The organism is Nocardia lasii (assembly GCF_042658545.1).
Taxonomy (GTDB): Bacteria; Actinomycetota; Actinomycetes; order Mycobacteriales; family Mycobacteriaceae; genus Nocardia; species Nocardia lasii.
In genome coordinates this window covers 30,326-50,817 of record NZ_JBHSQN010000015.1, presented here as the reverse complement: position 1 = coordinate 50,817, position 20,492 = coordinate 30,326, and the positions used below count along the sequence as shown (strand labels likewise).

Genomic DNA, 20,492 nt, shown 5'->3' with positions numbered 1-20,492 from the left:
CACGAGGGCTCCCACGGTTTCCGTGGGAGCCCTCGCTGCCTCAACCGCCCGTAGCTCATGCATGTACTATTGCATGCATGGTTGCCCTGCAGATTCGAGACGTTCCCGAGCCGCTGCGTGATCAGCTGGTCGCGCTGGCACAGCGCCGAGGCCAGTCCCTGCAAGCCTTCCTGTTCGACCTGATCCGCGACGAGGCCCGCCGCCAGGACAACATCGCGGTCCTCAAACAGTTCAGCCCCGCCACCTGGGATGTCGCTTTCCCCGCGCAGGACATCCAGGTGGCACTGGATGCCGAACGCGCCGAACGAGATTCGGCACTGACCGACCACGAGGCCACCGAGTGATCGTGGTCGACGCATCAGTCTTCGCCCACGCCCTCCTCAACCCCGCTCCCCTCGGCGACCACTGCCGCACCGCCTTGGAAGCCGACAACCGCTGGATCGCCCCCCAACACTGGACCATCGAGGTCCTGTCAGTCATCCGCCGCTTCACCCGAGCGGGCACCATCACCCCCGCCCAGGCCACCCAAGCCGTCACCGCCCTGGAAAAACTCGATCCAGAGGTCCCCGTCACCCGAGTCCTGGTCCCCAGAATCTGGGAACTACGCGACAACCTCACCACCTACGACGCCGCCTACGTCGCGACAGCGGAAGCCTACGGCTGCGAATTACTCACCACAGACACACGATTGGCGAACGCGCCGGGCATAACCTGCCCGGTGCGGGTGCTGCGAACCGAGGATTGATCGGCCCGGCAGATCGTCATTCGGCCCGGTGCCGGGTCCACGGTGGAAGTCCCGCCGAATCGGTGTCCGTGGCCGCTCGCGGCCAACCATCCGGCGGACGTGTGCTGGTCACGGTCCGGTCTGTCCGGCATCGGCAGGTTCCGTGCGCAGCGGCGCATGACCCCAGAGAGCCGACAGCGGCAGCGACAGGATTCGGTCCCCGTAGGAGAACCCTTTGGCTCCCAAGTGAAGGACGATTCCGGCGGTGAAGCGGTCGCCGAGTTTGTCGCGGAGCCATCCGGTGTCTCGAGAATGAAGTCGATCTCGCGGCCGTCGCGGTCGCGGTAGTGCATGATCTCGAAGGCATCGCAGGTCAAGCTCTTCAGTTTCAGCAGTTCGGCGAAGACGAAGGTCTCGACGAGTGCGCCCAGTGGGCGTTGACCTGGCCGGCGACAGCATCCGCGAGCTGATCGGATGCGGCACGCGGCACCAATTCGAGCACGAGTTCCCCTCGGTCGGCAGTCTCGGATTCTCCATGCTCTGACGAGAGTACTCGGGATCTGCCGGGTGCCTATTCGGAATCTGCCGGGTACTTATTCGGGATCTGCCGGGTACTTATTCGGGATCTGCCGGGTACTTATTCGGGATCTGCCGGGACTTTATTCGGAATCTGCCGGACCTTTATCGAGGATCTGCCGGGCCACTTCGCCCCACCCTCCCCAACTCTGCCCCGCGGCGACCACTGCCGCACTACCCCCGAAGCGGGTGCTGCGTATCGAGCATTGATCGGTCGCGAACCGCAAGACCCGGCGATCACGAAAGATGTTTGGTCCGCGACTCGTCGGGATTGCGCGCGCAGTTGCGCACCGGCGCCGACGCCATCGCGAAGAAGCTGGCCGCGAATCTCTCGGCCAGCCTGCCGCGCGCGACAACCGGCGCGTTCGACCTGCTACCGACCCCGGCCGTCGAACCGACCACCCGTGCACCGGCGCCGCCGATCCCCGCCTGGAATACCGGCCCGTGCGTAGAGCTGATGCTTCACCCCGGTATCGCTGTCGACCGTAGCGCGCGAGGCGACCTCGACAACCAGCGCGAGGTGCTCGCGAACCGTGTCGACGTCGTAGGGTTCGCAGTCACGCACGAAGATGTCGGGGTACCGCACGTTGAGTGTGCTTCGGGCATCCGGTCGGAACCGGTGGGCCTCTCGTCAGCTGGCCCGATGAATCGGATGCACCCGCGACAGCGCCCGCTTGGCTTCGGCCAACGAGATCATCTGGTCCTCGTCGTCGATATCGGCGACCGCCGCCTCGGCCCATTCCCGCAGGAGCGTCGAGACCCCCACCCGCCGCTCGTCGGCGAGTGATTTCAACCGACTGTGCAGTCCGAGGGGAAGGCGGATCGACGTGGTCACCATGATGTCTTCGTTGGCGGGAAGGCGTGGTGGGGCGTCGGTGGGTTCGTCGGAGAAGCTCAGCCGATCGAGGAAGTCGGCGAGTCCTTCTTTGTCGGACGGAAGATCGCTCATGATCGGTTCCCACTTTCCCACTGCTCGAATCGCGCCAGTTCCTCGGCGCGCATCGTGCGTGCGCCGATGATCACCCACGTCCAGTCCTCCCGCTGTCGCATGACCACGATCAGCGGGCGCCCGGCCGTGGTGCGCCCCCACACCGTCAGGACGGTCACCTGGCCGTCGTAGGCCGGGCGTGGCCACCGTCGTGACGCTGCGAGGACCTGCCGAACCTCGCTGGGTTCGATGCCGATCAGGTGAGCGATCGCCCAATCAGGCCACTCGAAACCCATAACCCCATAATACGCACGTAGTAACACCATGTGAAAGCACTGTGTATCGATCGGGGTTCGATACGGTGAGGGTGATGTCGACACAGGGGAGGCTCGCGATGGGGGAGATCAGCCGCCCGCTGTCGGCGTCGGAGCGTTGGTTCTGGCTCATCGATCAGTTGTCGCCGGCGAATTGCGTTGTCCGATTGCGCGTGCGCGGCCCGCTCGGCGCCTATCGCTTGGAGGAGGCCGCCGATGCCGTGGTCGCCGAATTCCCGCTGCTGCGAACAACAGTCGTCGCCGGCCCCCGTTTCGCCCCGTCGCCCGACCCGCATCTGCCGGTCCTGCACCGCATCGTCACCGACCCCGACGAGTGGCGCACGATCTTCGACACCCAACTCTCCGAACCCATCGACCTCGCCACCGCGCCGGGCCGTCTCATCGACTTGGCTTGGCGCCCAGGAACTTCCGACGAACACCATGACCTGATCCTGGTTCTGTCGCACGTCCTGCTCGACGGCCGTTCGATGGCCTCGCTCGGCTGGCGCATCCTCGCCCACGCCTTCGGCGCCCCGCCCGCCTCCCCGCGCGCCCCGATCCCGGCCGCCGACGACCTCATCCCACCCGAACACACCCGCCTGCTGCACTGCCTGCGCACCAACCTCACCGCCCAACTCACCGCGCTCCGCCGCCGCCCGACCGGCCTGCCCGGCACCGCGCCCCCGCTCCCGATTCGCCGCACCCGCACCGTGATTCGCACGATCGAGGGCGCGGATCTCACCGAACTCCGCGCCCGCTGCCACCAGCACGACGTCACAATCAACGCCGCCCTGGCCGCCGCACTCGCCGCCGCCCTCGGCGCCCTGGCCCCCCGATCCACGCAGGTGGCGGGCATCGGCATCCCCGTCGACATCCGCGCCGACCTCACCCCACCCCCGGCCGACGACGAACCCGGCATGTTCACCGCCGTAGTCCCCACCTACATCCCCTACGGCCCCCGAGCCACGCTCTGGCAAGCCGCCCGAACAGCCAAAGACCAACTGTCCCAACAACTCCAGCAGAAGAACCACCTAGCAGCCCTGGCCGCCATCCGCTACGGCTGTCCCCGCACCCTCGAATCAGGCCGCCGCACAATAGAACTCATCGACCGCCGCGCCCCCTGGAACGTCACCCTCAGCAACCTCGGAAAACTCACCCCACCCGAAACCCCCGACCCCCTGCACATCACCGCCCTCACCATCGCAGGCACCAACTCCTGCGCCAGCGCCCTGACCGTAGCGGTGGCCACCCTCGGCCCCACCATGTCGATCACTTTCTGCTACGTCGACACCATGCTCCCGCGCCCCACCATCGAATCCCTCGCCGACCACACCCTTCGCGCGATCGCGACCGCTACACGGCAATGATATCGAGAAGCGGTCCGAGCCCCCTGAAGTCATCCGGATTGCGGGTGTAGAGCGGAAGTGCGTGTTGAACGGCCGTAGCCGCGATCTGCAGGGCGGCCACCCGCCGTCGGGGCTTGCGGCCGATCTGCTCGACCAGTAGGGCCAACCCGTAGACGTGCGCGGTATCGGTGTCGAACGGCAGCGGGTCGAACGACCGGACGACCCACTGGAACCGGAGCTGGCGCTGAGCCTGGCGCACCGGGTCTGTGGCCGCATGGATACCCGCGGCGAGTTCGGCAACGCTGACGGCGCTGATCGCCGCGTCCCGCATCGACCGGCAAACTCGATTGAATATCGCTGTAGTCGATGAGGACCGAGGTGTCGAGCAGAATGTGGAGTGGCTCGGCGAATTCACTCATCGTCGGGCATGTCCGGGTCGATCATCGCGTACGCGCGAACGCTACGCAGTGTACAGAAAGCTACGGAGTGCGCGCTGCGGCGAACTCAGGAGAGCATTTCCCGCAGCGCCGCCCGATCCGGTTTGTTCGTCCGCCCGCTGACCGGAATCCGCTCCACCACCACGATGTCATCGGGTACCGCAGTGGTGTCGATGATCTGCGGCACAAGCTCCCGAAGCCGGGCGACGAGGTCCCTGGCCTCCGGTTCGGCGACCACCGCGAGCACGATCCGCTCGTCGCCGATCTCGTCGGGCAGCCCCACCATGACCGCCTCCCTGACCCCGTCGAGAGCGACGATCGCCGGTTCGTACAGCCCGGGGTAGATGTTGGTCTTGCCCCGGATCATCATGTCCTTCTTGCGCCCGGTGAGCACCAGTTCCTTGCCGTCCCAGCGTGCCAGATCCCCGGTGGCGATCTCGGTGAGCGGCTCCGCGCCGAGGTACCCGCGACACAGGTTGGGCCCGGACAGCACCAGTTCACCGTCCTCGGCGATCCGCGCCTCCACGCCCCGCACGGGCGCCCCGAGCAGGTCGCCGTCGTGGGCGAGTTTCGCCGCACCGGTGGCCACCGCGACGGGCAGGATCTCGGTCATCCCGTAGATCGCGAGAAACTCCGTGTCCGGCAACGACTTCTGCGCCCGCCGCAGCAATGCCGAGGTCACCGGCGCACCGCCGAGGGCGACCTGGCGCAGATGCGGGGGGACCGGCAGGGATTCGGCCTCGAGGTGATCGAGCGCGACGGCGAGGTCGGCCGGGGTGTAGAAGGCGTGGGTCGCGCTGCGTAGGTTTCGGGTGAAGCGCACGGGGTCGATGTGGGTGCCCAGGCGCGGATAGCGCGGCATGGCCCACCGCGCCCCGGCCATCAGCGCGGGCAGTCCCATCATGAGCTGTTCGGTGTGGAGGAAGGCGCCGGGTGCGAGGCTGGTCCGGCCGCCCATCGCGGCCAATCCCGCACTCAACGAAGCGCGCGTGTGCACAACGGCTTTGGGGTCGGCGGTGGTCCCGGAGGTGAACACGATCAGTGCCTCGGCGTCGGGATCGGTTGCCGGCAACGAGGTGTCGGGCGCGTCGCCGGTGAAGCGCCGCATCGGCACGGATCCCAGCGGCGTGCCCGGCACCCACAGGCCGCTGTGGATATGGCGAACATCGAGCGCCCCGAACCGGGGCAACTCCAACCCCTTCTTGCGCCCGTACCGCGACAGCGGCCCACTCACCGCGTACAACAGCGATTCCGTTGCCGCCCAACGAGGTTCGACCATCGCGACCCGCTGGGCGAACAGTTCCGGCCCCACCCCGGGATCGACGAAGACGATCGTCCCGCCCGCCGCGATCGTCCCGAAGATCAACATTACCGACGACACGCTGGGCCGGATCGAGAACAGCATCCGATCCCCGGGCTCGAATCCCGCCTCGCCGAGGTTGTGCGCCACCCGTGCGACGGTGTCGACGAGCTCGCGGTAGGTGAAGGCGCGTTTGCCGACGGCCCCGAGCGCGGAGGCATCGGGTATGCGATCGGCTTGCGCCGCGAGCCGTTCGAGAAAGTCGGTCATCGATGTTCCCCCTCGTCATTGGGCCTGTCGAGCTCGACCACTCGCTGCGTCACCGAATATCGACCACATCGGGTCGGTACCGGTGGTCGGCGTACCAGGCCAGTGTCTTACGAATTCCCCACGCGCGCACCCGTCGATTCGACCCGTACACCCGCACGTCGCGCCGGAGCCCGTATGCGGTGGTGATCGTGCGTACCGCGTTGACCAGCGCCCGGTCCTCGTGCAGGTCCTCGATGGCCGTGCGCGGGAACCCGCCCGCCGCCACATACAGTTCGGCCGTGATCGCCATATTGCACCCGGGCGTCATCACGTAGGGCCCTAGATATTTCGGGTCCCGATTGCCCGAGCGCACCTTTCCGAAGGTCGACGCCACCTCGAGCGCGACCCGAATGATGGTGCGATCCCGCCACGACACTCCCTCGTCGGTGCGCGGAATCAACTGCCCACTGACCAGCCGCAGCCCGGAGTCGAACCCCGCCTTGATCTTTTGCGTCCAGTCCGGCGCGGGCAGGCAGTCGGCGTCGGTGCGCGCCAGATGTGTGGCGCCCTGTGCGATGGCGTAGCGCATTCCGGTGTCGGCGGCCGCGCCGGTGCCTTTCTGCGGTTCGGAGATCACCACGATGCGCGGCACCGGATGCGCCTGGGCGAACGCCTCGACCACCTTCACCGTGCCGTCGGTCGAGTTGTTGTCGACCACCACCACGGTGAAGTCGCTGTCCTGCTGGGCCGCAACGGCTTCCAGCGTCGCCGAGATTCCCCGCTCCTCGTCGAAGGCGGGAATCACCACCCAGAACTCGCTCACGCGTCCTCCAGCAGCCGGTCGAGCCCGCCGACCTCGTCGACCCACCGGTGGAATTCGTCGAGGCCATCGGCGAACCCCACGGTGGGTCGATAGCCCAGCTCGCGTTCGGCTCGGGACAGGTCGTAGGTCGCCGACCGGGTGACCAGCGCGACCGCGTACCGCGACAGCGGGGGAGTCCACCGCTGCGCGACAGCCGGTATCCGCCACAGTGTTTCGATCACCGACAATCCCGCCCCCAGTACCGGCGCGGGCACCGTCACTCCGGGTCCGGCCAGCCCGAACCGCCGCGCCACCGCGTCCAGCGTCGGCCACACCGACACCGGCTCGGCATCGGCGACGAAATACGCACGCCCACCGATATTCTCGGCCACGAGGGCGAGCGCGACGGCGTCGACGAGATGGTCGATGTAGCACAGCGAGGCCAGCACCTCGCGCCCGCCGGACAGCTCCGGCAACCGCCCCGCCCGCAACTTCGCCAGAATCTGCACGATCGGTCCCCGCCGATCGCCCGGCCCCCACACCGCCCGCGGCCGCAACGAACACGTCGTGAACCCCGGCGCGTCGGCCGCGAGCACCAATTGTTCAGCGACAGCCTTGGTTTCGCAGTAGCTGTTCAGGAACCGCGACGGATACGGCACCGTCTCGTCGATCCCGAGCTGATCCCCACCGTCGGGCGCCATCAACGCGCTCGGGCTGCCGATGAACACGAACCGCGCCACCCCGGCCGCCGCCGCTTCCTGCGCCAACCGGTCGGTTCCGGCGACATTCACGGCGAAGAACTCGGCGGGCCTGCCGAATTCGCCGAGCAGCGCGGCGGCGTGCACCACCGCCCGCACCCCGGTCACCGCCCGAGCCAGCGCCGTGGTGTCGCCGAGATCGGCCACCGCCACCTCGACACCCTCGGGCGCCGAGGCCGCGTCCCGGACCATCGCGCGAACGGGCACCCCGCGACGCGCGAGCCCGCGCACGATCGCCCCGCCGACGAACCCGCTCGCACCGGTCACCAGGACTGTCATCTCAGTGCTCGCCCAGTGTCTTCCACCAGGTCGCCCCGAACAGCATGGTCATCATCGCGGCCCGCCCGCTCGAGATGCCGCGTTCGGCCGCCACCTTGCGCGCGGCCGGGATCTGCGCGGCGTGCACGCCCACGCTCAACACCACGTCGATCCAGAAGACCACCCGCAACCAGCGCGCCCGGAACGGTCGCACCAGCCCGATGATCAGGAACGCCCACCCCAGCACCGGAATCGAACGCAGCGCCAGCACCGTCTCCCGGCTGGGCGCCGACGCATCGGACTCGGCCCGATGTCGACCGTGCTGCAACGAAGGACTCACCGCACACCAACTCCTCGATAGGTCACCGCCGCCGCGGTGGGTCCACCATCGGCGGCTACGAACAACAACGGTCGATCGGCCAGCCCCGCCGCGCGCGCGGTCACGTACGCGGCGGTCAGGGCCGAAGTATGCGCGTCCCCGGTGAATTCGTCGGTCACCACCGCCCCCACGCCCAGTTCGGCGGCGAGTCCACCGGCGAAATCGGCGGTCGGCTTGCCGCACAGCAGCACCACATCGGCGGCGTCGAGCCCGTCGGCGGCGAGCGCTTCCCTGGCGGCGGCCGCGGCGTGTTCGACGAGTTCGGTGGTGTCGGACAGCAACTCCACCGTCAACGACGAGCGCCCCTGCGAACCCATCGCCGACAGGGTCACATACCCCTGCGGATCGGGCAGCGCGTCACCCGCGCTCACGTGCACACCACCGAAACCTACTGCGTCAGTGGAATTCTCGAGGACGAATGCCGCACCCACCGGCGTGAACGCGAACTCGTCCGACCCCGCCGGATGCGCGTCCCCCGACACCACCACCACGTGCCCCTCGGGCAGATCGGCCAGCAGCGAGGCCGCCACTCCCACGGCGTTGACCATCCCGCACGCGCCGTTCATCAGATCGAACGACAGGCACGGCACGTCCCCGCGCCGGTAGTCCAACCCGATCCCCGCCGCCTGCTGGATCAGCGCAGCGACCGCCGGTTCCACGAGGTTGGCGTCGCGGTAGACGCCCACGTTGATCAGCGCGTCGACCTGTTCGAGCGGACACTGCGCCGCCGCCAACGCGTCCTGCGCGGCATCGGCCGCCTGTCCGACCGAGCTGACCCCGTCGCTCCGCACCGAGGCCGAAGAAATGATGATTCCCATACTGTTCTATACCCGCAGATCGCCGATTATCACCGACAGGAATCCGGCCACCACCCCCGACGCCGCGGGCACGAGCAGCACCTTCGACCCCGGCGCGACGAGTCCGCGCCGCAGCGCGTCGTGCAGGACCACGAAATGCGAGGTCGAGGCGGTATTGCCGTACCGGTCGAGCACCATCAGACCCGGCGGCATGGGGGAGTCGAATTCGCGTTCGGCGATCTTGTCGATCAATTCCACTGCCGGAGCGCTGAATTGGTGGTGGATCAGGTAGTCGTAGTGTTCGTCGGCGAAGCTGGACCCGCGCGCGTCGAGGAACTCCTGCTGCCGCGAGGTCCACAGCAGGTACCGCGACTCGTTGTGCATGGCCCGGTTGTCGGTGTAGAGCGCGACGCCGGGGCCCTTGTCACTGGGCATTCCCAGGCACAGCTTGGCGAACGACGCGCTGGTATTGAGTTCCACGTAGTCCAGGCCGGGCCCGTCGGTGCCGTCGAGCACCACCGCCGCCCCGGCGTCGCCCACGGTCAGCGACGCGAACTGTGGATCGTATTTCTGCGAGATCTCGCGCACCGCGGTGTCGGCGATGGGCGTGATGCACTCCCCGGAGACCACCATCCCGCGCCGCACCGCGCCGGCGCGAATCATCCTGTCCAGCACCAGAACCCCGGTCATCATCCCGGCGCAGGCATTGGACACGTCGAAGTGGATCGCCGTGCGCGCTCCGAGCGCGTTGCGCAGCAGCAGCGCGAAGGACGGTTCGTAGCAGAAGTCCTCGCCGCGGGTGCGGGTGATCGAGCAGGAGATGATGACGTCGAGATCGGCGGCGTCGTAGCGGGAGTTGTCCAGGGCGCTGCGCGCGGCGGCCAGCGCGATGGTGAACGAGTCCTCCGCGTCCCCGCGCACCCGCCGGGCTTTGACTCCGCTGACCTTTTCCAGGTCTACCGGCGCGTCCACGGCCAACTGTGCCAGTAACTGCGCCGTACTCACCTCGGTGCTCGGCAGGTACGCGCCGATCGCTTCGATGGTCGATCTCATGTTCGTTCACTTCCGGATCTCGCCGCGGACCTTCACTAATCGGGCAAGCTCAACTAGATTGTGCCGGGGTGTGGAGCACTGCCCGACGCCATGAGCTCACCTTACTCGCCGCGGGACAACCCTGGTTGCCCGGTTTACTGCTGCTCGGTCGTTTCGCGCGCCCGATCCGGGCGGTGCCCAAGCTCGGTTGGTTCGTGGCGGATCCGCTGGTGGCGCGCCAGATCTACAACGACAGCACCCACTTCAGCATCGTCTCCGAGGGCGCGGCCGGGCACTGGTGGGCGCAGGTGATCGGCGACTGGGTCGAGGACCTGTTCGAGGGCCCCGGCCACACCGAACTGCGCACCAGGGTCCGCGACCTGTTCACCCTCGCCCACACCGACGCCCTGGTCGAACGCGTGATCGGCCCCGACCTGCGTGACCTGCGCGAACGCCTCGCGGCGGGCGAGACCGTCGACATCGCCGCCCGCGCGCGGATCCTGGTCGGTCGCAGCGTCTCCGACCTGGTCGGCATGCGCCCCGAGGACATCGCCGCGGCCATCGGCGGCGAGGTCACCGACGACTCCGACGCGCTGTTCCTGCGCCTGTTCCACCACGTCGAAGAGCTGGTCAACCTGGGTTTCGGCACCATGGCCTCGACCACGCTGGACCCCGTCGCCGTGGCCCGCGCCCGCGAACTGGCCGCTCAGCTTGCCGTGAACGTGCCCGCCGCCTACGCCCGCGCCGACCCCGACACCACCCTGGGCCGCTGCCGGGAGCTCGGTCTCGCGGTCGAGCACGCGGGCGGCCTCGCCATCCTGATGGCCGTCGCCGGCACCGACACCCTGGCCAGCGCCATGACCCGCATGGTCGCGATCATGCACGACACCGACCAGCACCGCGCCCTGCTCGCCGCCCCCGACCGCCTGCCCGACGCCGTGCGCGAGACCCTGCGCGTCACCAGCCCCGCCTACCTGGTCGGCCGCTCGGTGACCGCCGACGTGCGCGTGGCCGACCGCGACCTGCGCGTCGGCGAGCACGTCAAGATCCTCACCTGGACCATCAACAACGCCGCGGGCGAGTTCGACATCGCCCGCGACTACAACCCCGAAACCCGCCAACTCTGGTTCGGCGGCGGCCGCCACCTGTGCCTGGGCGCCCAACTGGTCCATTCCGAACTGACCGCCCTGCTCGAAGCCCTCACCGCCGCGGGCCGCCCGTGGGACATCGTCGAACGTCGTTACCGGCGAAGGGTTTTCATCCCCACCTACGAGACGCTGCGCATCCGGCTGAGTACTCACGGGTAGCGCCGAAGCCCTAGAATTGCCGGGGTTACAGGTTATTGGGGATCCGTCGCGTGCTGGCGGGGCCCGTCAGGAGGGGACATGTCGGATTTCGGCGACCGTGCGGGATCCGGTGCGCAGCCGTATCCGACCTACGGTCCGACGCCCCCGGTCGGAACTCCGCAGAATCCGGCCTACGGACCGACGCCGCCGGTCGGAGCCCCGCAGAATCCGCACTCTGGTCCGAATCCCTTTGCCGTGCAACCGAACCACTATGCGCAACAGCAGTTCGGCGCACCGCCCCACGGCTACGCCCCGCGACCGCCGCGCTCCAGCAACAAGCCCCTGTTCCTCGCCCTCGGCGCCGTCGCGTTGATCGTCGTGCTCGGTCTCACGGCGGTCGTGCTGCTCGTCGTCAACAGCGCCGACAACAGCCCCGAGCGCCAGGCCCGATCCGCACTGGCCACCGCACAACTGCGCCTGCTGCACACCCCCGCCGTGCGCTACGAGGGCACTCTCACCGGCACCGCCGCGGGGTCGCCGACGATGACGGTGAACCTGGTCGTCACCAATGTCGGGGAGGCCACCGGCACGCTCGCGGTGGGCAGCGCGTCGCTGGACTACCTCGGCGTCGGCGGCACGTCGTTCCTCACCGGCGACGAGAGTGATTGGCGCGCACTGGGTGTGCCGAAGGACAAGATCGAGCTCTACCTGAATCGTCCGGTGCTGATCGGACCCGATCTGTTCGGTGTCGACCTGGCGACGGTGCTGGCACCGGCCCGACTCGCCCTGGCCCTGGATCCCGAGGCCACCTACGACACGGCTGTGCGCGTGGGTGCCGAAGCCCGCGTCGGCGATCACCAGTCGACCCCCGTGACCAGCGGTGACGTGACCACCTACCTGCGCGGCCTGGCCGGCGGCGAGGAGTCGATCATCACCCGCATCATCAACAACGCCGCGGGCTACTCGGGCGCAGGCCGGGACCGGCTGCCCGAGTTCACCCTCGACACGACTTACCTGACCGCGAGCGAGGCCACCACCGTCTACGCCGAGTTCCCCGGCCGCATCCAGGCCCTGAGCACCGCGATCGACTCACGCGTCGACCTCGGCGGCACCCTGAACGGCCGCTTCCTGGAGAACCCGTGCCTGGGCACGTGCACGATCGAGTTCACCATCAAGAACACCGTGTCCACGTCCCCCGACATCCGCATCACCTCGATCTCCTACGACTACACCATCACCGTGGAGTCCGCCCTCGACATCACCACCGGCCCCGATTGCGTCGGCACCGGCACCATGTCCCCCAACAGCTCCACCGCCATCCGCTGCACCGCCACCTACAACCCCTACCTGGTCCCCGCGGGCCAAACCGTCCCCATCAACGCCTTCGCCCACGTCACCGTCCGCGCCCTGAACCCCGAACAACTCAGCGCCCTCGAACAACAGGTCGCCCAGAACGGCACCGCCGCCACCGCCCTGACCCCGACCACCCAACCCGACCCCACCACCGACTGGAACGCCTACTCCGCCGCAGGCGGCCCCCTCACCCACGACGCCTGGACCACCGCCCACACCGCCCTACGCACCCGCGCCGATCAACGCTGAAGCCGCAACCGCCGAGCCAGATCGGACACGAACACCCCCGCCGGATCGACCAGCTCCCGCACCCGCCGCCATTCGTCGAGTCGCGGATACATCGCCGCGATCATCGCCGGTGTAGTCCGCGACTCCTTGGCGAAATACAGCCGCCCACCCGCGTCCAGGACCCGTTCGTCGAGTTCGACGCAGAACCGATCGAGCCCACTGCTCAGCGTGAAGTCCAAGCTCAGCATGTACCCCGGGTGCGGCCACGACAGCGGCGCCGGATTGCTCGCGCCCATCCGCTTGAACACATTGAGAAACGAGTGGTGCCCCGACTCGGCGATCGCGCGCACCGTATCCGCCAACTGCCGCTCGGCTCCGAACGGCATGGAAAACTGGTACTGCAGGAATCCGCGCTTGCCGTAGGCACGATTCCACTCCCCGAGCAGGTCGAGCGGGTGATAGAACTGCGTCAGATTCTGGATGCGCCCGCGTGCGCGCCGGGGGAACAGGCGATGCGCGGCCTCGGCGGCGATCCGCGTCGTCACCGCGTTGACCATCCCGTTCGGGAAGATGTCGGGGACCGTGAACAGGTGCGGCGCGGCGAATTCCAGCGGTCGCGACCGAAGTTTCACCGGTAGCTGATCGATCGTGGCCAGCGACCCGCGACTGAATCCGGCGCGCCCCAGTTTCGCGCCGGTGGAGATGGTGTCCGGCACCGACATCGAGTAGTCGTACCCGTCGTCGGACCCGCCGGTCAGCAGTTCCATGGTTTCGTCGAGATCGCGGGTGCGGTCGTTGTCGACGAGGAAGTAGGCGGTCTCGGTGTGCTTCAAGCGAATTCGCGCTCGCACGATGATCCCGGTGAGTCCCATCCCGCCCACGGTCGCCCAGAACAGCGCGGCGTCGGTCCCGTCGGGAGTCAGCGTGCGCACCTGCCCGTCGGCGGTGATCATGTCCATCGAGACGACGTGATTGCCGAAGCTGCCCTGCGAATGATGGTTCTTGCCATGGATATCCGCGCCGATCGCCCCGCCGACGGTCACCTGCCTGGTGCCCGGCAGCACCGGAACCCACAGCCCGAACGGCAGCGCGGCCCGCATGAGCGTGTCCAGGCTGACCCCGGCGTCGGCGTCGACGATTCCGCTGTCCGGGTCGATCGCGTGGATGCGGTCGAGCGCGGTCATGTCGATGACCAGTCCGCCCGCGTTCTGCGCGGGATCGCCGTAACTGCGGCCGAGTCCCCGGGCGATCACCCCGCGCGGGCCCGCCGTGCGCACCCGTTCGGCGATCACCGCGAGGTCGGGTGTGCGGAGGACCTCGGCGACCGTCGGCGCGGTCCGTCCCCACCCGCTGAGACTGCGTCGTGTGCTGACTGCGTTCGATGTCACGGGGACTGACGCTAGGGCCGGTTCCTGAGTACGGGCTGAGGTAATTGTGTTGCTAGTGGGGAGATTCGGGGTGGGTTTTCAGGGTGCCCTCGTGCATGGTCAGGATTCGGGTGCAGGCGGCGGTGAGGAGGGGTTGGTCGTGGCTGATCAGGAGGGTGCCCAGGTCGGTGCGGTGCATGACCAGGCGGATGATGGTGGCCGTGGTGGCGGCGTCGAGCATGGCGGTGGGTTCGTCGAGGATGAGGTAGCGGGGGGATTGGGCCAGGGCGCGGGCCAGGCAGGCGCGTTGGAGTTGGCCGTCGCTGAGGGCGTGGGGGCGGCGGGTGAGCAGGTCGGGGGTGAGGCCGACGGTGGCGGCGAGTTCGGTCAGGTCGGGGGGTGGGGTGCGGCTGATCGTGGTGGGTTCGGTGATGATCCGGGCGATGGTGAAGTGGGGATTGGTTGCGGCGCGGGGGGATTGGAAGACCATCGCGATGGTGCCGCGCGCGCGACGGGGCGACCGACCGTCGACGGTGACCGTGCCTCCGCTGGGCGCGACCAGTCCCGCCATCGTCCGGGCCAGCGTCGTCTTCCCCGACCCCGAATCCCCGGTGATCCCGACGATCTCCCCGGGCGCCACCTGGAGGTCCACCTCCCGGATGACCGCACCGGCGCGGTAACCGGCGGTAACCGAATCGGCGACGAGCATCAAGACCTCCGTTGGCGAATCATGCGCTGCCCCTGCCGAATCAGCGTCGTCGGCCCACCCGCGTACGGGCACACCTCGGACAGATTCGTCAGCGCGCGCGGCGGATGGGGGAGCGGTCGCAGCCCACGCTCGGGCAGCGCGGCGAGCAGGTCGCGGGTGTAGTCGTGCCATGGATCGTCGAGCACCTCGGCACCGGGCCCGACCTCCATCAGCCGCGACGCGTACATGACCGCCACCGTGTCGGCCAGGCTCGCGCGCAGCAGGTGACCGAGATCGTGGGTGATCAGCAGCACCGCCGCACCCCCATCGGCGCACTCGCGCAACAATTTCCCGATCTGGTCGGTCCGCCCCCGGTCCAGCCCGGAGGTCGGTTCGTCGGCCACGATCACCTCGGGATCACCCGCCAACGCCGCCGCCACGGCCGCCCGCTGCGCCATCCCACCGGACAACTCATGCGGAAACAGCGCCAACGCCGAACGCGACAGCCCCGCCCGATCGACGAGATCACCTGCGCTGTAGTCGGTTCCGAGCGCCGCGATGGTCTCGGTGAGCTGGGAACCGAGCGTGCGCACCGGCGTGAAGTACGTGCTGGGCGACTGCGGAACCAGCGCGATCCGCCGACCACGATAGGAATGATCCCCACCGAGCACATCGACCCCATTGGCAGCGTGGTCGTCACCGCCGAGAGCGGCCCGGTGATCCCGGTAGAGCGCTGGGTATTTCACCGCCGGATCGCCCAACCGAACAGCCCCGGTCACAACAGCCCCCACCGGCAACACCCCCATCACCGCACCAGCCACAATCGACTTCCCACACCCGGATTCCCCCACCAGCGCCGTCACCCGCCCAGCCCCGACCTCGAGCGACACCTCACTCACCGCGTGCACCACATCCCCGCCCCCCACCGGGATCCGCACACTCAACTCAGCGATAGACAGCATCACAGCACCCTCGAAGGCTTCGGCGGAGCCAACAGCCCCCGCAACGACGACCCCGCCACCGCGACCGCCACGGTCGTCAGCACCAGCAGTCCGGCCGGAAACACCAGCGTCCACCACCCCCCGAGCAACAGCGACGTGCGCGCCTCCTCGAGCAGGGTCCCCAGGCTCGGCTCGTGCGGCGGCAACCCGAACCCGAGGAACGACAAGGTCGACTCGTGCCAAATCGCATGCGGTAGTAGCAGAACCACCGCGATCAACGCCTGCGGAGCCACCGCGGGCAGTAGATGCCGGACGAGCAGATGCGCGCGCCCGGCCCCGGCCAGCACCGCGGCGGAGATGTATTCGCGTTCCCGCAGACTCAAACTCTCCGCCCGCACGATCCGCGCCACCTGCACCCAGTGCGTGAGCCCGATCGACAACACCACCGCCACCGCGTTGCCACGGAACAGCGCCACGATCACGATCCCGAGCAGCAGGTGCGGCAGCGCGTTGGCCGTGTCGGCGACCCGCATCACCACCCGATCCACCCATCCGCCGGCCAGCGCCGACACCGCCCCGACCAGCACCCCGATCACCGTGGACACCGCCGCCGCGCACGCCGCGACGATCAGCGAGGTCCGCAGCGCCGCCGCGATCCGCACGAACAGCGACCGCCCGGCCGCGTCGGTCCCGAACCACCACTGCCCCGAGGGCGCCTGTCGAGCCTGCGCGAAATCGGTCAGCCGATCATCGACCCCGCCCACCCACGGCACGATCACCGCGTACAGCACCACCGCCACCAGCACCGACCCCGCGAGCACCAGCCGCCGCCGCTCACCCATCGGCGCGCACCCGCGGATCGAGCAGCACCACCGCGACATCGGCGAGCAGCGACCCGAGCAGCACCGCCCCGGTCGTTCCCACCGTCAGTATCGCCAGCAACGCCATATCCAGGTCTTTCGCCGACTGCACGAACGCACCGGCGATCCCCGGCCACGAGAAGATCTCCTCCACCAGCACCGCGCCCACGACGACTTCCGGTAGTCGCGCGCCGAGAATGGTCACGAACGGGGCCAGCGAACTCGGCAGAATGTGTTTGCGGGTGATGGTCGTGGAGTCGATACCGCGAGTCGCCGCGCCGACCACGAAATCCTCCCCGCGATTGCCCGACACCGACTCCCGCACGGCCAACAGCAACCACGGCACCTGCGACACGGCCAACGCGGCCGCGGGCAGCACCAGATGCCGCGCCACCTGCCCGAATCCGACCTCCGCGCCGGCGTCGGTGAGCCCCGCGGGCGGCAACCACCCGAGCCCGACCGCGAACAGCGCGATCGCCCCGAGCGACACCACGAACGGCGGCAACCCCTGCATCGCCACACACAGCGCGGTCACCACCCGATCCACCACCCCGCCGCGACGCATCCCCGCCCACACCCCGGCCGCGAGCGCGACCACGATCGCCGTCCCCATCCCGACGGCCACCAGCAGCACGGTCCAGGGAATCCGTTGCGCCAGAACGGTACTCACCGGCTGGGAGAACCCACGTGAGACGCCGAGGTCACCGCTGAACAGATCACCGACCCACCGCCCGTACAGCTGGTACCAGGACGCGTCCAACCCGAGTTGGTTGCTGAGCAGCGTGCGATCCGCCGAACTCGTCGTCTCGTACCGCGACCCCAGGTACCCCACCAGCGGATCGAACGGCGAGATCGCCGCCGCGGCGAACAGCAGCGCCGACACCGCCACGACCACCGGGAGCACCGCGACCAGCCGCCATCCGATCATGGCGGGCAGCCCGCGCCCGCGCACCCTCATCGAGTCCACGTCTGCAACGACCACCACGGCCCCCAGGTGACCCCGTGGGAGTGCGGTTCGAGAATCGGCCCCGACATGGTCCACGCCGAATCCTTCACCACATAGGTGTGATCGAGGTGCACCAGGAACACGTGACTCGGATCCTGCGTGTAGCGGCTCTGCACCGCCCGGTACGCGGCCGCTCGCACGGCGGGATCGGTACTGCGCCTGCCGATGTCGAGCTGCGCGTCGATCGCCGGGTCCGCGTGCCTGCTCGCGTTGTCGTACGGGCTGCCCGCGCCCGGATCCGACAGCGGCGAGTGCAGGGTGTTGTACGCCTGGGTGTCGGCGTCGTAGGGCTCACTGCCGCCGCCGAGCAGGATCCCCGCCCGCTCGATGCGCGGCTCGATCCGATCCCACGACAGCGCCTCGAGATCCACCTCGATCCCCACCCGACGCGCGTCGGAGGCGAAAGCCAGTGCCAGATCACGTCGTAACGTGTCGCTGGAGTTGTACATCACGCTGAACCGCGCTCGCACACCATCTTTCGCGCGAACCCCGTCAGCGCCTGCCCGCCAGCCCGCGTCGTCGAGAATCCGCGCGGCCCGCTCGCGATCGAAGGCGAAAGTGGCTGCGGGCTCATAGGATTCGCCGTAGACATCCGCGAAGGGCGTGTAGGCCGGACGCCCATGCCCGCCGAGGATATTGTCGATCATCGCTTGCCGGTCGACCGCGTGATTCAACGCCAGTCGAACAGCGGGGTCGCCGGCGACCAGATCGCCCGACGGCATCGACACCCCCCGCCAATCAGCGGAAGCATTGGCCCGCACCGACATCGGCGCCTCGAACGTATCCGCCAGCAGCGGCGGCAACGACGTCCCGTCCAACTCGCCACTGGCCATCCGCTGCGCCCGCGTGTTGTCGTCGGGCACGTACAGCAAGGTCAACCGCTTGACCGAAGGCGCACCGCCCCAATAGTTCTCGTTCGCCTCGAACACCGCCCGCGTCGGCTCCAACGCGGTGAGCCGGTAGGGCCCGGTGCCGATCGGCGCCGAATTCAGCGGCGATTCCGTCGCGGGTCCCGGCGTCGCGACCGACTCCGACGGCACGATCCCGATCAGCAGCTTGGTCGGGAACGCGGCATAGGAATGGCGCAGGGTGAACCGCACCCGCAGCGGATCCACCGCCTCCACCCGCTCGATCATCGAGAACGACGACCGCACCTCCGACGCGGACGCCGGGTCCAGGATCGCGCGATAGGTGGCCACCACATCGGCCGCGTCGAACTCCGACCCATCACTGAACCGCACGCCCGATCGCAGCGGCGCCGTCCACACGGTCGCGTCGGCCTCGGCGGTGGGCAGTTCGGTCGCCAGACCCGGCACGAAACCGGGCAGTCCGGTCCCGCCGGTCAGCTTCAGCAAACCGTCGTAGACCTTGGCCTCACCGGCCGCCCCGTACCCGGCGACCGGGTTGTATCCGCCCAGCTCATAGGCATCGGCCAGCACGAGCGAATCGGCCGACCCGCTCTCGGGCGCGCCACACGCCGCGACCGCCAACACGGCCCCCAGAACCACCAGCGGCCGTGCGCGCATCACAGGATCCCAACTCATGTTTATCTGAACAGATGGACAGATAATAATCACGTATCCTGAACATCGCCATGGGAGAGCCACGCACGCTGGACGGATCGCCGGTCGAACTCGGTCGGCGCGCGATCGGCGATGTCGAGATCGGCCAGTGGGCGCAACGCTTCGACGTGCTCTCCGACCCCGGCCGCCTGGAAATCCTGCTGTGCCTGCACCGTTCGCCGGGCATCAGCGTCGGCGAACTGGCCGCCGCCATCGGCCGCAACGAGAACGCCATCTCCCAGGCGCTACGCGTCCTACGTCACGAAGGCTGCGTCACCTCGACCCGCGAGGGCCGCTCGGTCACCAACCGCCTGTCCGACCCGATCATCCACGAAATCCTGCACACCATCGGCGCCGAACACTGACTCAGGTGCCAGCACCCGGCCGAACGATCACTCTGCACGCTCGTGCCCGACATTCGGGCCGACTCGCTGAACGAGGCCCCGACACCCCGTTGATGTGGCCGAGCAACCCCAACCGGGCCACCGTCAGATCCAATGCCGCGAGTTCGTTCGCCAACTCCGACTCCACCCGCCGCGACAGGGTGATCGCCAGAATGCTCGGGCTCATCGTCGGGGGGCCGGGGCGCTCGTCGGGGCTCACCGCGCCATTTTCCCGCACGACTCGGCGTGGCCGGTGGTGCGGGAGTGTCGAACACGAAATAGGTTCGGGCCCAGCGTTATCGCTGGACCCGAACCGGATTCACCTCACTTCAGGGCGACGCGGGCTCCGTCGGAGAAGGCCGAGTCGTGGAATTCGACCGCGGCCGCGACTGTGCCGACCGGGACGTCGAACACGAGGACCATCGAGATCTTGTTGCCCGGATTGATCTCGGCCGAGAGCTGGTCGTTCACGTTCATCTCCGCCGAGGTGTCGTTGGCGAATTCGCGACCCTGGTCGTCGATGAGCTTCTGGTTCGACCCGAAGTAGTGCTGGGCGACAGTGGAGGTGTTGGCGACGTCGACGTAGACCAGCACGAATTCGCCCTGCGCGGTCTTGCGCAGGTACTCGTTGTCCCCGACGGTCTGCACCGGCGGATCGACCTTGGTCACCGTGAACCCGAACTTGCCGTCACGGACCTCGGTGCCCGCCGGTGCCGCCACCGCGCGACTCTCCTCGGCCTTGGTGACCTCGTCGGCCGCGCTGCTGATCAGGGCCACGCACCCGCCGAAGAGCGCGAGCACGGCGAGTGCGAAGGCGCCGAGCACCCACGGCCACACCTTCTTCTTGCGCGGCGGCTGCGGGTAGTAGGGCTGCGGCGGGACGCCGGGATGGGCCGGATACGGGTTGGACATGGCTTC

At 68.5% G+C, this 20,492-nt stretch carries 25 protein-coding genes; 6 read left to right on the top strand and 19 right to left on the bottom strand.

Annotated features, from left to right (window positions below; translation table 11 throughout):
- Positions 1-77: 77 nt before the first annotated feature.
- Complete coding sequence (locus tag ACFP3H_RS22335) at positions 78-344, top strand: hypothetical protein (RefSeq protein WP_378608939.1); 267 nt, start codon at positions 78-80, stop codon at positions 342-344.
- Positions 345-346: 2 nt separating this feature from the next.
- The gene (locus ACFP3H_RS22330; protein WP_378608938.1) at positions 347-745 is read left to right on the top strand and encodes a type II toxin-antitoxin system VapC family toxin; all 399 of its coding nucleotides are present in this window, start codon (positions 347-349) and stop codon (positions 743-745) included.
- Here ACFP3H_RS22330 and ACFP3H_RS22325 read toward each other — a convergent pair.
- The 5 genes from ACFP3H_RS22325 to ACFP3H_RS22305 form a co-directional block, all read right to left on the bottom strand.
- Entirely contained in the window at positions 655-1,155 is a 501-nt protein-coding gene (locus ACFP3H_RS22325) for a DUF4143 domain-containing protein (protein WP_378609554.1), read from the bottom strand. The two genes, ACFP3H_RS22330 and ACFP3H_RS22325, sit on opposite strands and share 91 nt — an antisense overlap.
- Before the next feature lie 382 nt (positions 1,156-1,537).
- A complete protein-coding gene (locus tag ACFP3H_RS22320) occupies positions 1,538-1,702 on the bottom strand; it encodes a hypothetical protein (protein WP_378609598.1) in 165 nt (54 codons plus the stop codon).
- Positions 1,674-1,886, bottom strand: a complete 213-nt coding sequence (locus tag ACFP3H_RS22315; protein ID WP_378608937.1) for a hypothetical protein — start codon at positions 1,884-1,886, stop codon at positions 1,674-1,676. The genes ACFP3H_RS22320 and ACFP3H_RS22315 overlap by 29 nt, the downstream gene beginning before the upstream one ends.
- Positions 1,887-1,931: 45 nt before the next feature.
- On the bottom strand, positions 1,932-2,249 hold the full coding sequence (locus ACFP3H_RS22310) for a hypothetical protein (protein ID WP_378608936.1): 318 nt from the start codon (positions 2,247-2,249) through the stop codon (positions 1,932-1,934).
- Positions 2,246-2,524, bottom strand: a complete 279-nt coding sequence (locus tag ACFP3H_RS22305; protein WP_378608935.1) for a hypothetical protein — start codon at positions 2,522-2,524, stop codon at positions 2,246-2,248. Before ACFP3H_RS22305 ends, ACFP3H_RS22310 begins: the two co-directional genes overlap by 4 nt.
- A gap of 74 nt (positions 2,525-2,598) precedes the next feature.
- Here ACFP3H_RS22305 and ACFP3H_RS22300 point away from each other — a divergent pair, with 74 nt between their 5' ends.
- Positions 2,599-3,909, top strand: coding sequence for a phthiocerol/phthiodiolone dimycocerosyl transferase family protein (locus ACFP3H_RS22300; RefSeq protein ID WP_378608934.1), 1,311 nt, complete (start codon positions 2,599-2,601; stop codon positions 3,907-3,909).
- On the opposite strand, the gene ACFP3H_RS22295 is transcribed toward ACFP3H_RS22300, so the two are convergent.
- The 7 genes from ACFP3H_RS22295 to ACFP3H_RS22265 form a co-directional block, all read right to left on the bottom strand.
- Positions 3,896-4,219, bottom strand: coding sequence for a PIN domain-containing protein (locus ACFP3H_RS22295; RefSeq protein WP_378608933.1), 324 nt, complete (start codon positions 4,217-4,219; stop codon positions 3,896-3,898). The two genes, ACFP3H_RS22300 and ACFP3H_RS22295, sit on opposite strands and share 14 nt — an antisense overlap.
- Positions 4,220-4,392: 173 nt before the next feature.
- Positions 4,393-5,895, bottom strand: coding sequence for a class I adenylate-forming enzyme family protein (locus ACFP3H_RS22290; RefSeq protein WP_378608932.1), 1,503 nt, complete (start codon positions 5,893-5,895; stop codon positions 4,393-4,395).
- 49 nt (positions 5,896-5,944) lie between these two features.
- Entirely contained in the window at positions 5,945-6,697 is a 753-nt protein-coding gene (locus ACFP3H_RS22285) for a glycosyltransferase family A protein (protein ID WP_378608931.1), read from the bottom strand.
- Positions 6,694-7,713, bottom strand: coding sequence for an NAD-dependent epimerase/dehydratase family protein (locus tag ACFP3H_RS22280; RefSeq protein ID WP_378608930.1), 1,020 nt, complete (start codon positions 7,711-7,713; stop codon positions 6,694-6,696). The genes ACFP3H_RS22285 and ACFP3H_RS22280 overlap by 4 nt, the downstream gene beginning before the upstream one ends.
- 1 nt (position 7,714) lies before the next feature.
- Positions 7,715-8,032: a hypothetical protein gene (locus ACFP3H_RS22275; RefSeq protein ID WP_378608929.1), complete on the bottom strand. Its 318-nt coding sequence runs from the start codon at positions 8,030-8,032 to the stop codon at positions 7,715-7,717.
- Positions 8,029-8,889, bottom strand: coding sequence for a hypothetical protein (locus ACFP3H_RS22270; protein ID WP_378608928.1), 861 nt, complete (start codon positions 8,887-8,889; stop codon positions 8,029-8,031). The genes ACFP3H_RS22275 and ACFP3H_RS22270 overlap by 4 nt, the downstream gene beginning before the upstream one ends.
- Positions 8,890-8,895: 6 nt before the next feature.
- Positions 8,896-9,921, bottom strand: coding sequence for a 3-oxoacyl-ACP synthase III family protein (locus ACFP3H_RS22265; protein ID WP_378608927.1), 1,026 nt, complete (start codon positions 9,919-9,921; stop codon positions 8,896-8,898).
- 173 nt (positions 9,922-10,094) lie between these two features.
- On the opposite strand from ACFP3H_RS22265, the gene ACFP3H_RS22260 reads away from it, so the two are divergent.
- Together ACFP3H_RS22260 and ACFP3H_RS22255 are read left to right on the top strand one after the other, a co-directional pair.
- Positions 10,095-11,207: a cytochrome P450 gene (locus ACFP3H_RS22260; RefSeq protein ID WP_378608926.1), complete on the top strand. Its 1,113-nt coding sequence runs from the start codon at positions 10,095-10,097 to the stop codon at positions 11,205-11,207.
- A gap of 78 nt (positions 11,208-11,285) precedes the next feature.
- Complete coding sequence (locus ACFP3H_RS22255) at positions 11,286-12,788, top strand: DUF3824 domain-containing protein (RefSeq protein WP_378608925.1); 1,503 nt, start codon at positions 11,286-11,288, stop codon at positions 12,786-12,788.
- Here ACFP3H_RS22255 and ACFP3H_RS22250 read toward each other — a convergent pair.
- The 6 genes from ACFP3H_RS22250 to ACFP3H_RS22225 are packed head-to-tail and all read right to left on the bottom strand — an operon-like array spanning position 12,779 to position 19,173.
- Positions 12,779-14,155, bottom strand: coding sequence for an FAD-binding protein (locus ACFP3H_RS22250; RefSeq protein WP_378608924.1), 1,377 nt, complete (start codon positions 14,153-14,155; stop codon positions 12,779-12,781). The two genes, ACFP3H_RS22255 and ACFP3H_RS22250, sit on opposite strands and share 10 nt — an antisense overlap.
- Before the next feature lie 52 nt (positions 14,156-14,207).
- The gene (locus tag ACFP3H_RS22245; protein ID WP_378608923.1) at positions 14,208-14,843 is read right to left on the bottom strand and encodes an ABC transporter ATP-binding protein; all 636 of its coding nucleotides are present in this window, start codon (positions 14,841-14,843) and stop codon (positions 14,208-14,210) included.
- Positions 14,843-15,784, bottom strand: coding sequence for an ATP-binding cassette domain-containing protein (locus ACFP3H_RS22240; protein ID WP_378608921.1), 942 nt, complete (start codon positions 15,782-15,784; stop codon positions 14,843-14,845). The genes ACFP3H_RS22245 and ACFP3H_RS22240 overlap by 1 nt, the downstream gene beginning before the upstream one ends.
- Positions 15,784-16,605 carry an ABC transporter permease gene (locus tag ACFP3H_RS22235; protein WP_378608920.1) on the bottom strand — a complete coding sequence of 274 codons (822 nt, stop codon included), beginning with the start codon at positions 16,603-16,605 and terminating at the stop codon, positions 15,784-15,786. Before ACFP3H_RS22235 ends, ACFP3H_RS22240 begins: the two co-directional genes overlap by 1 nt.
- On the bottom strand, positions 16,598-17,581 hold the full coding sequence (locus ACFP3H_RS22230) for an ABC transporter permease (protein ID WP_378608918.1): 984 nt from the start codon (positions 17,579-17,581) through the stop codon (positions 16,598-16,600). Before ACFP3H_RS22230 ends, ACFP3H_RS22235 begins: the two co-directional genes overlap by 8 nt.
- Entirely contained in the window at positions 17,578-19,173 is a 1,596-nt protein-coding gene (locus tag ACFP3H_RS22225; protein WP_378608917.1) for an ABC transporter substrate-binding protein, read from the bottom strand. Before ACFP3H_RS22225 ends, ACFP3H_RS22230 begins: the two co-directional genes overlap by 4 nt.
- Before the next feature lie 50 nt (positions 19,174-19,223).
- Here ACFP3H_RS22225 and ACFP3H_RS22220 point away from each other — a divergent pair, with 50 nt between their 5' ends.
- Positions 19,224-19,556: an ArsR/SmtB family transcription factor gene (locus ACFP3H_RS22220; RefSeq protein WP_378608915.1), complete on the top strand. Its 333-nt coding sequence runs from the start codon at positions 19,224-19,226 to the stop codon at positions 19,554-19,556.
- Positions 19,557-19,898: 342 nt separating this feature from the next.
- Here the strand turns inward: ACFP3H_RS22220 and ACFP3H_RS22215 are convergent, their stop codons facing one another.
- Positions 19,899-20,486 carry a DUF4352 domain-containing protein gene (locus tag ACFP3H_RS22215; protein ID WP_378608914.1) on the bottom strand — a complete coding sequence of 196 codons (588 nt, stop codon included), beginning with the start codon at positions 20,484-20,486 and terminating at the stop codon, positions 19,899-19,901.
- Positions 20,487-20,492 lie beyond the last annotated feature (6 nt).